The organism is Azospirillum lipoferum, from assembly GCF_024170005.1.
Classification (GTDB): domain Bacteria; phylum Pseudomonadota; class Alphaproteobacteria; order Azospirillales; family Azospirillaceae; genus Azospirillum; species Azospirillum lipoferum.
In genome coordinates, this window is sequence record NZ_JALJXJ010000010.1 from 193,385 (window position 1) to 206,523 (window position 13,139).

Annotated in this window: 10 protein-coding genes; 7 read left to right on the forward strand and 3 right to left on the reverse strand. The window is 66.4% G+C overall.

What is annotated here, in order from left to right:
- Positions 1-43 precede the first annotated feature (43 nt).
- The 3 genes from J2848_RS22520 to J2848_RS22530 all read right to left on the reverse strand — a co-directional run bounded on the left by J2848_RS22520 (position 44) and on the right by J2848_RS22530 (position 2,952).
- Positions 44-622, reverse strand: a complete 579-nt coding sequence (locus J2848_RS22520) for a TetR/AcrR family transcriptional regulator (protein ID WP_149232590.1) — start codon at positions 620-622, stop codon at positions 44-46.
- A gap of 67 nt (positions 623-689) precedes the next feature.
- Positions 690-1,991, reverse strand: coding sequence for an MATE family efflux transporter (locus J2848_RS22525; protein ID WP_246193980.1), 1,302 nt, complete (start codon positions 1,989-1,991; stop codon positions 690-692).
- 145 nt (positions 1,992-2,136) lie between these two features.
- Positions 2,137-2,952, reverse strand: a complete 816-nt coding sequence (locus J2848_RS22530) for an oxidoreductase (protein ID WP_149232766.1) — start codon at positions 2,950-2,952, stop codon at positions 2,137-2,139.
- 140 nt (positions 2,953-3,092) lie between these two features.
- Between J2848_RS22530 and J2848_RS22535 the strand changes: the two genes are divergently transcribed.
- From J2848_RS22535 to J2848_RS22565, 7 genes are all read left to right on the forward strand, one after another.
- A complete protein-coding gene (locus J2848_RS22535) occupies positions 3,093-4,226 on the forward strand; it encodes an efflux RND transporter periplasmic adaptor subunit (protein WP_149232588.1) in 1,134 nt (377 codons plus the stop codon).
- Positions 4,226-7,312 carry an efflux RND transporter permease subunit gene (locus J2848_RS22540; protein ID WP_149232587.1) on the forward strand — a complete coding sequence of 1,029 codons (3,087 nt, stop codon included), beginning with the start codon at positions 4,226-4,228 and terminating at the stop codon, positions 7,310-7,312. The genes J2848_RS22535 and J2848_RS22540 overlap by 1 nt, the downstream gene beginning before the upstream one ends.
- Positions 7,313-7,536: 224 nt before the next feature.
- The gene (locus tag J2848_RS22545; RefSeq protein ID WP_149232586.1) at positions 7,537-7,860 is read left to right on the forward strand and encodes an STAS domain-containing protein; all 324 of its coding nucleotides are present in this window, start codon (positions 7,537-7,539) and stop codon (positions 7,858-7,860) included.
- Positions 7,861-7,865: 5 nt separating this feature from the next.
- The gene (locus tag J2848_RS22550) at positions 7,866-8,234 is read left to right on the forward strand and encodes a response regulator (protein ID WP_149232585.1); all 369 of its coding nucleotides are present in this window, start codon (positions 7,866-7,868) and stop codon (positions 8,232-8,234) included.
- Entirely contained in the window at positions 8,231-10,246 is a 2,016-nt protein-coding gene (locus tag J2848_RS22555; RefSeq protein ID WP_149232584.1) for a chemotaxis protein CheA, read from the forward strand. The genes J2848_RS22550 and J2848_RS22555 overlap by 4 nt, the downstream gene beginning before the upstream one ends.
- A gap of 71 nt (positions 10,247-10,317) precedes the next feature.
- Positions 10,318-10,770, forward strand: a complete 453-nt coding sequence (locus J2848_RS22560) for a chemotaxis protein CheW (protein WP_149232583.1) — start codon at positions 10,318-10,320, stop codon at positions 10,768-10,770.
- An 83-nt stretch (positions 10,771-10,853) separates the two neighbouring features.
- Positions 10,854-13,070, forward strand: a complete 2,217-nt coding sequence (locus tag J2848_RS22565) for a methyl-accepting chemotaxis protein (RefSeq protein WP_149232582.1) — start codon at positions 10,854-10,856, stop codon at positions 13,068-13,070.
- Positions 13,071-13,139 lie beyond the last annotated feature (69 nt).

The following is a 13,139-nucleotide window of genomic DNA, read 5'->3' on the forward strand; positions in this document are numbered from 1 at the left end:
AGATCTTTTCCAATGCGCCAAAGCCCGTTGCGATTGCACCCGTTCACGCCGCGGCAATGTTGCGGACCTGCGCGGCGGCCGTATCCAGAAAGGCCTGGGCAAGGCCGGGGTCGTTGACGACGCGCGAGAGCGTCAGCGCACCGACCATCATCGAAAGAATCGCCATCGCCTTGGTTTTGAACTCCTCCCCCTGCGTTTCCGAAATCAGGTGCTCGAGGACGTCGAGATGTGTCCTGATCCCGGCTTCGAACGATGCCTTCACCGCGGCACCGTGTCTGGCGGCATCGGAACCGAGCGCCACGATCGGGCAGCCGTCCGTCTTTTCCGCAAGATGCCCGGCGCTGAGATAGAAGCCGATCACCGTGCCAAGCGGATCCTCCGGATTTGCGCTGGCCGCCGTCGTCCATCGGCAGGAGGCGCTCTCCAGTGCCCGGCTTGACGCCTGAGCCGCCAAATCCTCCTTCGAGGCGAACTGCTTGTAGAAGGCGCCCTGGGTCAGGCCCGCCGCCTCCATCAAATCCTTGAGGCCGATGCCGTCGAAGCCGTGCTCCCGAAAAAGACGGCTCGCCACGTTGATGACAGTCTGCCGGTTTTCCTCAGCCTGAACGCGACTCACACGCATGGTATGCCCCTCTTTAGATTTCGACCGACCTCTATAGGAGATATGGAGGACGGACACAATTCTCCACCTATTCCGCAGGACGTCTCCGGGGTAGCGGATGGGGAATGGGATGCCGGCCCCAGGCCCCGCCGATCATCGCTGCCGCCGTCAGAAGCCCATATGAGACCGCCGCCAGAGCGGTGATCTGGAACAGGGTCGAAAGTCCGGCACCGAACCAGGTGACGGCCGACCAGCCGACGAAGGCCGCGATCATCATGCGGACGGTGCCGGCCAGCACGGGAAGCAGGACGCGCTTCGCTCCCTGGCTGGCGAAATAGAGCGCCAACCCCAGCCCGACCGCACCGTAAACCGGCGCCACGGTCCGCAGATAGAGGGTGCCCATCGCCAGCACCCGGGGATCGTCGCTGAACAGGCCGATCCAGGCTTGCGGGAAGATCGCGGCGGCAAAGCCGATGACCTCGGTCATTCCGAAGGCGATGGCAGCGCCGATCCAGGCGACGCGGCGCGCCCGCGCCAGCTGCCCTGCCCCGATGTTGTGGCCGACCATGGTGACCATGGCGGTGCCGAGCCCGAAGATCAGCGGAATCTGGAGGTAATCGAGGCGCGAGGCGATGCCGTATCCGGCAATGGCGTCGGCGCCGAACCGGCCGACCGCAGCGGTGACGACGGTGACGGTGAGATTGACCTGGACGGTGCCGACCGCCGACAGGAAACCGACCCCGAGGATGTCCTTGAACAGCCTCGCGCGCAGGGGAACGGCCCTCAGCTTCACGAGGCTCCACGAAGACCGCAGATACAGCGTCAGCGCAAGCGTGGCGAACAGGTAGTAGACGACCACCGCAACCCCGCCGCCGGCAACGCCGAGACGCGGCAAGGGCCCCCAGCCGAAGATCAGGGCCGGCGACAGGAGGATGAGGAGCACGGTGCCGGACGAGATCACCAGGGCCGGCACCGTCACGTTCCCGGCGCCGCGAAGGGCCGACGACAGCAGGGCGGTGACCCAGACCGGGATGGAGCCGGCGAACACGACCCCGGAATAGGTGAGTGCCGCCGTCAGCGCCGGTCCCGTTCCCCCCATCGCCCGATAGAGGATCGGTCCGGCAAGGAGAGCCGCCGCGGTGAAGAGGAGGCCGAACGCGCAGGCCAGGACGACCGCATGCCAGATCAGCGCTTCGGCATCGTCATGGCGTTTCGCTCCCAAGGCCCGCGCGACGGCCGAGGAGACACCGCCGCCGATGCCGCCATTCGCCATCATCTGCATGAGCATGAGCACGGGGAAGACCAGGGCGACCCCGGCGAGCGCCTCGGTCCCAAGGAAGCCGACGAACCAGGTCTCGGCCACCCCGACCAGCGTCTGGATGACAAGCACAAGCGTTGTCGGTACTGCGAGACGGAGCATTGCCGGTGCGACTGGTCCGGCAAGAACGCCTGGCGGCACTTTATAGGTGGACACTTGGGGCGCTGGGGGCGCCGGACCCTCCTGGCGGGACAGGGCGGTCATGGCATTTCCTCCATCAGACCGGCAGCCGCAGCATCTTGCGCAGGCTCCTGTCGAAGGCGGAGGCCGGGACGAAACGGCGCAGGACGCTGACCTGCCGTGCCAGCTTTCCTGCCGGGTAGCGCAGCTTCGGTTCGGAGTCCGTCGCAGCCTTCACGATGGTTTCGGCCACGGTCTCGGGCGTATCGCCCTTCCTGATCGCGTCCCCCATGGCCACGGTCATGCCCGCGCGCGCAGCCTCATAAGCATTGATCCACCGATCCGGCTTGATGAGGTTCCCATCGAAAGAGGTTCGGGTATAGGCGGGCTCGACCAGCGCGACCCGAATGCCGAGCGTGCGCAGCTCGTGGTCAAGCGATTGGGAATAGCCTTCCACGGCATGCTTCGTTGCCGCATAGAGCGCGAAATAGGGCGCCGGAATGAATCCATGCGCCGAACTCAGATTGACGATCCTGCCGCTTTTCTGGCGCCGCATGATCGGCAGCACGGCGTTGGTCAGGCGGATGACGCCGAACATGTTCACGTCGAACAGCGCCTGCGCCTGCGCAAGCGAGGATTCCTCCGCACCACCGAAAAGACCGACCCCGGCATTGTTGACCAGCAGATCGATGCGGCCGGCATCGTCCAGCACCTCGTCGACGAGGGCCGCCACGGAGGCGTCGTCGGTGACGTCGCAGGGCAGCATGGTGACACCGTCGGGTCCTTCGGCGGTGGTGTGACGGCTGGTCCCGAACACGTCGAAGCCTGCTGCCCGCAGAGCCCTGGCCGCCGCGTATCCGATACCGGACGATGCTCCCGTCACCAGAGCCACGCCGCGATTGGTCTTATCCATTGGGTTCACTTTCCTCTTTGTGCCGGGTTCGGCCCCGGAAGCGGCGCTGCCATGCAAGAGCGTCCGCCATTTAGATTGCGTTCGAACTCTATAATCGATATAGATGTCGTACGCAATCTAATTTGGCTGAGGCGGCGGGCATGAAAAAGAGACCCATGATCGTGTTGGGGGGCGTTCTGACGGCGGCGCTGGGTGCGGTTGCAGTCGTGACGCTGTCCATGCACACACAGGAGGCGTCGGCGGTGAGCGATCCCAGGCAGGACGCGCCGATCGTCCGGCTCTCGGCGGCGGTTCGGGTGGCCGGATCCGAACGCGGTTTCACCGGCGTCGTCGGGGCGAGGGTGCAGAGCAATCTCGGCTTCCGCGTCCCCGGCAAGATCATCGAGCGGCTGGCGACGGTCGGCCAGCCGGTCAAGGCCGGCCAGCCGCTGATGCGCATCGACGAGACCGACCTGCGCCTCGCGCTCACGGCCAAGCGCAACGCGGTTGCCGCGGCGCGTGCGGCGGTCGTTCAGACCCAGGCGGACGAACGGCGATACGCAAGCCTGGTCAATGACGGATGGGCCTCCCGCCAGCGTCACGAACAGGCGAAGGCCGCGCTGGACACCGCCAGGGCACAGCTCGCCAGCGCCGAAGCGGACGCCCGGGTCGCCGAGAACGAGGCGACCTACTCGGTCCTGGTGGCCGACAGCGATGGAACGGTGGTCGAGACGCTCGGCGAGCCGGGGCAGGTCGTCGCCGCCGGCCAGACCGTCGTCCGGATCGCCCAGGCCGGCCCCCGCGAGGCGGTGGTGGCGCTGCCGGAAACCATCCGGCCGCAAATCGGCTCGCCGGCCGAAGCCAGCCTCTATGGCGCCGACGGGCAGCGTTACGACGCGCATCTGCGCCAGTTGTCGGACGCCGCCGATGCCCAGACCCGCACCTACGAGGCGCGCTATGTGCTCGATGGCGATGCTGCGGCGGCGCCGCTCGGCGCGACGGTCACCATCCGGCTGGCGGGCCGGCTGGAAGGCCCGACGGGGCAGGCGGACATGCAGGTGCCGCTGGGAGCGGTGCTGGACGACGGCCGGAGGACCGGTGTCTGGACCCTGGACCGCGCCAGTTCGACGGTGCGCTTCCAGCCGGTCCGGCTGGTTCGGGTGAGTGGCGAAACCGCCGTGATCTCCGGGCTCGGCCTCGGCGATCCGGTGGTATCGCTCGGCGCCCATCTTCTCCAGGAGGGTGCCCGTGTCAGGACGGCTGTCAGGACCGCCGCCGAGAGCGGGGGCAAGTGATGAGCCTCAATCTTTCCGCCATTGCCGTCCGTGAACGGGCGGTCACCCTGTTCTTCATCCTTCTGCTGGCGGCGGCAGGCGCCTTCGCCTTCGTCATGCTCGGACGGGCGGAGGATCCCGCCTTCACCATCAAGACCCTGACCGTCACCAGCGTGTGGCCGGGGGCCACGGCGCGCGAGATGCAGGATCTTGTCGCCGAACCGCTGGAAAAGCGCCTTCAGGAACTGAGCTGGTACGACCGGGTGGAGACCACCACGCGGCCCGGCTATGCCTACATGACCCTCACGCTGAAGGACAGCACGCCGCCGGCCAGGGTGCAGGAGGAATTCTATCAGGCCCGCAAGAAGATCGGCGACGAGACGCGCAACCTGCCGTCCGGCGTGCTCGGCCCCTTCGTCAACGACGAATATTCCGACGTGAGCTTTGCGCTCTATGCGCTGAAGGCCAAGGGCATGCCGATGCGCGAGCTGGCCCGGCAGGCCGAGGCGATCCGCCAGGACCTGCTGCATGTGCCGGGCGTCAAGAAGGTCAACATCCTGGGCGAACGCCCGGAACGGATCTTCGTCGAGTTCTCCTATGCCAAGCTGGCGACGCTCGGCGTGTCGGCCCAGGACATTATCGCCGCCTTGCAGCGGCAGAACACCGTCACACCGTCCGGCTCGATCGACACGAGGGGGCCGCAGGTCTTCATCCGGATCGACGGTGCCTATGACGGGGTGCAGGCGATCGCCGACACGCCGATCGTCGCCGCCGGGCGGACGCTGAAGCTGTCCGACATCGCGGAGGTCCGCCGCGGCTACGAGGATCCGCCGACCTACATCATCCGTCATCAGGGTGAACCCACCGTCATGCTGGCGACCGTCATGCAGGAGGGCTGGGACGGCTTGGCACTCGGCAAGGCGCTGGAGGAACGGGCCGCGGGCATCGCGCGGTCGCTGCCGCTCGGGATGACGCTCGACAAGGTGACCGATCAGGCCGTCAACATCACCTCGGCGGTCGACGAGTTCATGGTGAAGTTCGCGATGGCGCTCGGCGTGGTGCTGCTGGTCAGCCTGCTCAGCCTCGGCTGGCGCGTCGGCATCGTCGTGGCGGCGGCCGTTCCGCTGACGCTCGCCGTCGTCTTCCTCATTATGCTGGAAACCGGCCGCTTCTTCGACCGCATCACGCTCGGCGCGCTGATCCTGTCGCTCGGCCTGCTGGTGGACGACGCCATCATCGCCATCGAGGTGATGGTGGTGAAGATGGAGGAGGGCGTCGACCGTATCAGGGCGGCGGCCTATGCCTGGAGCCACACGGCGGCGCCGATGCTGTCCGGAACGCTGGTGACGATCGCCGGCTTCCTGCCGGTGGGGTTCGCGCGCTCGACCGCCGGCGAATATGCCGGCAACATCTTCTGGGTCGTGGGATTCTCCCTCATCGTCTCCTGGATCGTCGCGGTGGTCTTCACGCCCTATCTGGGCGTCAGGATGCTGCCGGCGATCAAACCGGTCGCCGGCGGTCACGCGGCGATCTACGGCACCCCGAACTACCGGCGCCTGCGGCGGCTCATCACCGTCGCCGTGCGCCACAAGGCCCTGACCTGCGGCATCGTCGGCCTCGCCTTTGCCGCCGCCATCGTCGGCATGGGCGGTGTGAAGCAGCAGTTCTTCCCGACCTCCGACCGCCCCGAGGTGCTGGTGGAGATCCGCCTGCCGGAAGGCACCAGCATCGAGACGACGACCGTGTCGGTCGAGAAGATCGAACGCTGGCTGGCCGATCAGCCGGAGGCGAAGATCGTCACGAGCTATATCGGGCAGGGCGCTCCCCGCTTCTTCATCGCCCTGTCGCCGGAACTGCCCGATCCCGCCTTCGCCAAGATCGTCGTGCTCACGCCGGACGCCGAGGCGCGCGAGGCCTTGAAGCACCGGCTGCGGCGGATTGTGGCGCAGGGACTGGTGCCCGAGGCCTATGTGCGCGTCACCCAGCTCGTGTTCGGACCCTACACGCCGTTCCCGGTCGAATTCCGGGTGATGGGTCCGGATCCGGCGCAGCTCTACGCCATTTCCGAAAAGGCCCTCGCCATCATGCGGAGCGTGCCGGATGTCCGGCAGGCCAACCGGGATTGGGGCAACCGCACGCCGGTACTCCGCTTCACGCCCGACCAGGATCGCCTGAACCTCATCGGTCTCTCGCCGGCCGAAGTCGGCCAGCAACTCCAATTCCTTCTCAGCGGGATCGCCGTCACCCAGGTCCGCGAGGACATCCGCAATGTCCCCATCGTGGCGCGCAGCGCTGGCGGCGAACGCCTGGATCCGGCGCGTCTGGCGGATTTCTCGCTGACGAGCCGGAACGGCCAGCAGATCCCGCTCGATCAGATCGGCCACGCGGACATAAGGCTGGAGGAACCGATGATGAAGCGCCGGGACCGGACATCCGTCATCACGATCCGCTCGGACTTCAACGAGGCGACCCAGCCTCCGGAGGTCTCCAAGCAGATCATGATGGCCCTTCAGCCGCTGATCGCCTCGCTTCCGGCCGGCTATCGCATTGAAATGGGCGGATCGATCGAGGAAGCCGCCAAGGCCAACACGGCGCTCGGCAAGGTCTTCCCCGTCATGATCGCGGCCATGCTGGTCTTCATCATGCTGCAGGTGCGGTCCTTCTCGATGATGGCCATGGTTCTGCTGACGGCACCGCTCGGTGTCGTCGGCGTCGTGCCCATGCTGCTCGCCTTCAACCAGCCCTTCGGCTTCAACGCCATCCTGGGGCTGATCGGTCTGGCCGGCATCCTGATGCGCAACACGCTGATCCTGACCGAACAGATCAAGGAGAACCAGGCGGCCGGCTTTGACGACTACCACGCCGTCATCGAAGCCACGGTACAACGGACGCGGCCGGTGATCCTGACCGCCCTTGCCGCGGTGCTGGCCTTCATCCCTCTCACCCACTCGGTATTCTGGGGGTCGATGGCCTACACGCTGATCGGCGGCACGGCGGTCGGCACGGTGCTGATCCTGCTGTTCCTCCCCGCTCTCTATGCGGCATGGTTCCGCATCAAGCCGGCGGCCGTCGGCGAGCGTCAAGCTCCCATGCCCGTCTCGGCGTGATCTGACGGACTTTCGAGGTGGTTCTCCAGGAAGGGGAGCCGCCTCGCATTCGATCCGTCATCCGAATGCGAGGCGAAGCGGAATAACTAAATTTCCGTGAATACGGTCTAGGGGTTATCATTATGTCGCATCGGGGCCGTCCCTAGATTTCTTCGGATAGTCATAGGCGATAGGGTGAAGGTGATTGCGGAAGATCAGCCATCCGCATCATCTGGAGCCTGTGAATGTCCGAGCCGCCTCAACAAACCACGGTTGCCTGTGAAGGGCCGGCGACGATTGCGGCGATTGAAGCCATACGCGATCGTTTGCAGGAAGCGTTGCAGACAGCTCCCGTCGTCGAGATCGACTGCCGGTCGGTCACAGAGGTGGATGTCTGTTTCCTGCAATCGCTCCTCTCCGCACGGATATCGGCACTGCGGCGTGGCGTGGAACTGCGGATACGGCAGCCGCTCGCCCAACCGCTATGCGACGCACTTGAGCGTGGGGGATTCATCGCCAGGTCCGGGAGCCCGCGCTCCGGCCAGGATTTTTGGACGGGGGAATCATAAAAGACATGACGAAAACCATCCTTGCCGTCGATGACTCCGCGAGCATGCGTCAGATGGTCAAGCTGACCCTGTCCTCTGCCGGCTATCAGGTGGTGGAGGCCGCGGATGGGCGCGACGCTCTGGCTAAGGCGAAGTCCGGCAGCTTCAATATGGTGCTGACCGATCTGAACATGCCGAACATGGACGGTCTGGCACTGATCCGTGAATTGCGGATGCTGCCGGCCTATCGCGGCATTCCGATCGTCTTCCTGACCACCGAGTCCGACGCCGGCAAGAAGGCCGAAGCCAAAACGGCCGGCGCCACCGCCTGGATCGTGAAGCCGTTCCAGCAGGACCAGCTGCTGGGTGTCGTCAAAAAGATCGTCGGCGCATGACCGGCGCCGATCCAGGCCAGATCTTCCGCGAGGAGGCGGCGGAACTGCTGGTCGACCTCGAAACGGCGCTGCTCCATCTGGAACAGCGCCCCACCGACCGCGAGCCGCTCGACACCGCGTTCCGCGCCCTGCATACGATCAAGGGCTCCGGTTCGATGTTCGGGTTCGAGGCCGCAGCGAGCTTCACCCACCATCTGGAAAGCGCCTTCGACCGGATGCGCAAGGGTGAACTGGCCGCCACGACCGCGATGATCGGCATCGCCCTTGCCGCCAAGGACCATATCCGCACCCTGATCGACGACCCGGCTAATGCCGACGCCGAGGCCGGCGACGCGATCCTGGCCCGGCTGGCCGAACAGAGCGGCAGCGCCGCGATGTCCGCCTCCCTTCGTCAGGAGCATGACGATGCGGAAGGCCGGGCGACCTGGCGGGTCCGTTTCCGGCTCGCTCCCGATGCGCTGGAGCGCGGAACCAACCCGCTGTTGCTGCTTGACGAACTGCGCGAGCTGGGGGACGCCGGGATCGTCGCCCTGACCGACGACGTTCCGCCGCTGGAGGAGCTGGAGCCGACCCACTGCCACATTGCGTGGCAGGTGATCCTCACCACCGCCCACCCGCGTTCGACCATCGAAGACGTGTTCATCTTCGTGATCGACGAGACCGAACTGACCATCGAGCCGGTGTCGGCATCAGTGCCGGAGCCGGAATCTGCGGTGGTGGCGTCCGAGCCGCCCGCTCCGCCTTCGCGGGAACCGTCCGCCGTGACCGGGCATGTTCCGCCGAAGGAGCCGGCCGTGCCGAAGGCGGATGCCGCCGCCGAGAAGGGAAAGGCGCATCCGGCGACCAATTCGATCCGCGTGCCGGCAGAGCGGCTCGACGATCTGATGGATCAGGTCGGCGAGCTGGTGATTGCCCATGCCCGCCTGAAACAGCTGATTTCCGACAGTGTCGATCTTCAGATCAAGTCCGTTACCGAAGAGATCGAGCGGCTGTCCAACGGGCTGCGCGACATCACCATGGGGATCCGCATGGTCCCGGTGGAATCGCTGTTCGGCCGGTTCCGCCGGCTGGTTCGCGACCTGTCGCAGGAACTCGGCAAGGACGTGGTCCTGACGATGTCCGGCGAGGAGACCGAACTGGACAAGACGATGATCGAGCGGCTGAACGACCCGCTCGTCCACATCATCCGCAACAGCCTGGACCATGGGCTGGAGCCGGCGGCCGACCGGGTGGCGGCGGGCAAGCCGCCGCAGGGCCGCATCCACCTGTCGGCGCGGCATGCGGGCACTCGCGTGCTGATGACCATCCGCGACGACGGGCGCGGGCTGGACCGCGACCGCATCCGGGCGAAGGCCGAGGAGCAGGATCTGATCCCGCCCGGCGCCAAGCTGTCCGATGCCGAGCTGTTCCAGCTGATCTTCCATCCCGGCTTCTCGACGGCGCGGACATTGACCAGCGTGTCGGGACGCGGCATCGGCATGGATGTCGTCAAGCGCACGATCGACGGGCTGCGCGGCACCATCGAGGTGTCCAGCACCCCCGGCGGCGGGACCGAGATCACGCTCGGCCTGCCGCTGACGCTGGCGATCATCGACGGCCTGCTGGTCCGGGTCGGGCAGGGCCGCTACGTCATTCCGCTGTTCGCCGTCGAGGAATGCGTGGAGCTGCCGCCGGACGTCGAGCGCCGCCACGCCAACCGCAATTTCCTGAACATCCGCGGTGCGCTGGTGCCGTTCCTGCGGCTTCGCGACAGCTTCGGCGTCCGCCATCCCCCTGATCTTTATCAGAAGGTCGTCATCATCTCCTCCGGCGACAAGCGGGTCGGGCTGGTGGTGGATCAGGTTCTGGGCGACCACCAGACCGTCATCAAGTCGATGTCGAAGCTCCACGCCGACGTCGCCAACTTCTCCGGCGCCACCATCCTGGGCGACGGCTCGGTGGCGCTGATCCTGGACATCGCCCAGATCGTCGCCGCCGGACAGGTCCAGGAGCAGCGGCGCGAAGCCTCGTGACAATCCGCCGGGCAGCGGCCCGGCCGCGCCGCACCGGCATCTCTTCAAGAGCCTGACGTCAGGAGGTCGACATGACCGACACCGAGACCCGATCCTTCGAAGCGCTGACCCTGGGGCTGGGTGGCGAGATCTTCGCCATCGACGCCAATTCGGTCCACGAGATCCTGGACATCGTGCCGCAGACCGAGGTTCCGGGCGCGCCGCCGCTGGTCAGCCATCTGATCAACGTGAGGGGCAAGGTGGTGCCGCTCGCCGACCTGCGGATCCGGTTCGGCATGGAGTGCACGCCGCCGACCATCGATACCCGCATCGTCGTCGTCGAGATCGAGCTGGACGAGGAGCCGACGGTCGTCGGGCTGCTGGCCGACAAGGTCCATGAGGTGACCAGCATCTCCGGCGCCTCGATCGAGGGTACCCCGGACATCGGCATGCGCTGGAACCCCGAACTGATCAAGGGAATCGGCAAGCGCGGCGACGACTTCATCGTCATTCCGGACATCGTCCGGATCTTCACGACTCACTGAAATCCGGCCAACGGAAACCAGACCGGCCGGCGCCGTCCCATTCATCGGACACGCCGTACTGGTCCGCGGAGCAAGGAACGACCATGCGCATCTCCATCAAAGCCAAAATCGTCGCGGCCTTCGGCACGGTCATCCTGCTGTCCGCCGCCACCGCCGGCATCGCCCTGAACGGTCTGTCCGATTTGAACGATAAGATCGAAAGGCTGGTCGATGTCTCGGCCCAGCGGATCAACGTCGCCCGTCAGATGCCGACGCTGGTCTATCTGATCCAGCGCGAGGAGAAGAACTTCCTGCTGTCGAGCAGCGAAGAGGACATGGACCGCTTCGACAAGGGGATGCTGACCCGCCGGGAGGAACTCAAGGGGGTCCTGGAACAGTACCGGCGCGTTGCCGACGCCGAGGGTACCCGCAAGGCGGCGCAGGTCGAAGCCCTGATGACGGAATTCACCAATGCCCAGGACAAGGTCCGCTCGATCGGCCGTGTCCATTCCAATGCAAAGGGTGCCGAACTGCTGACCGGTGCCGGCAATGACTCGGTCGCGGCGGCGCAGGAAGCCCTGCGGCCTTTGCTTGACCGCGTGGAAAATGGCTCCCAGGCGACGGGGGACCAGATCGCCATCGCTCACCTGGTCCGGCGCATGACGACGGACTGGGCCAATGCGCGCGTCATCATCAGGAACGCCCTGCTCGTTTCCGACGACGCGGCCACCACGGCGATGCTGAAGCCGTTTCCCGATGTGATGAAGAGCATCTCCCAGCAGCAGGACAACATCCGTGGGCGCCTGACGTCCGACGAAGACATCCGGACCTTCAACACCTTCATCGACCGCTATCGTGTTTATGAACGCATCATCAATGAAGCCGTTGCCCTGTCCGTGAAGAACACCGAAGTCAAGGCGCTGGCGCTCTCCGTCGGCGAGGTGCGCACCGCCGCCTCCAAGCTGGGCCAGGTGGCCAACGAACTGGTCGCCGATGCCGAGAAGGGCATGGCGGCGGACAAGCAGGCGGCGGAGGCCACCTACGCCCAGATCCGTGCGATCACCATTGGCGCCGTCGCCCTTGCCCTGCTGATCGCCATCGCCGCCGGCGCCTACATCGCGATTTCCATCGCCCGCGGTCTCGGCAAGGCGGTCGGGTTGGCCGACGCCGTGGCGGTCGGCGACCTCGGCCAGAAGGTCGAGGTGTCGAGCGACGACGAGATCAAGGATCTGGTGACGGCGCTCAACAGCATGACCGCCAACCTGCGGGCGACCGCCGATGTGGCCGAGGAGATTTCCCGCGGCAACCTGACCGTCCAGGCCCGTCCGCTGTCCGACAGGGACACGCTGGGCATGGCGCTGGAAACCATGCTGGAGAAGCTGCGCGGCGTCGTGACCGATGCGCTGTCCGCTTCCGACAACGTGGCGGCGGGCAGCCAGCAGCTGTCGGCCAGCTCCGAGGAACTGTCGCAGGGCTCCACCGAACAGGCGTCGGCCGCCGAGGAGGCTTCGGCCTCGATGGAGGAGATGGCCGCCAACATCAAGCAGAACGCCGAGAACGCCACCCAGACCGAAAAGATCGCCCGCCAGTCGTCCAAGGATGCCCAGGCCTCGGGTGAGGCGGTCAACAAGGCGGTGCAGGCGATGCAGACCATCGCCGAGAAGATCAGCATCGTGCAGGAGATCGCCCGCCAGACCGATCTGCTGGCGCTGAACGCCGCGGTGGAGGCGGCGCGGGCCGGCGAGCATGGCCGCGGCTTCGCCGTCGTCGCTTCCGAGGTGCGCAAGCTGGCCGAGCGCAGCCAGGGGGCGGCGGCCGAAATCAGCTCCCTGTCGGCGGAATCGACCAAGATCGCCCAGGAGGCCGGACAGATGCTGGCCCGGCTGGTGCCCGACATCCGCAAGACCGCCGAACTGGTCGAGGAGATCAGCGCCGCCTGCCGCGAGCAGGACATCGGCGCCGAGCAGATCAACCAGGCGATCCAGCAGCTCGACAAGGTGACGCAGCAGAACTCCAGCGCGTCGGAACAGATGGCGGCGACTTCGGAGGAGCTGTCCTCGATGGCGACCCAGCTTCAGGACACGATCTCCTACTTCACGGTGGAGGAGAAGGCCGCCGCCCGCGCCATGACCCGGAGCCCGGCACCCCAGGCGGCTCCCGTACGGCCGGCGCCCGCTGCCGCCGCCCGCCGCCCCGCCGCGGTCATCCCCCTGTCGCACAAGCCGGCGGCGAAGCTGAACGGCAAGGACCGCGGGGTGAAGATCGCGCTCGAAGGCGGCAACGGGCCCGACGACATGGATGCCCGCTACACCGCGATGTGATCGCACCGGCAAAGGGCGGCGCATTCGGCGCCGCTCCCTTCAGTGCCGTCCCGTCCCCCGAACCGGAAG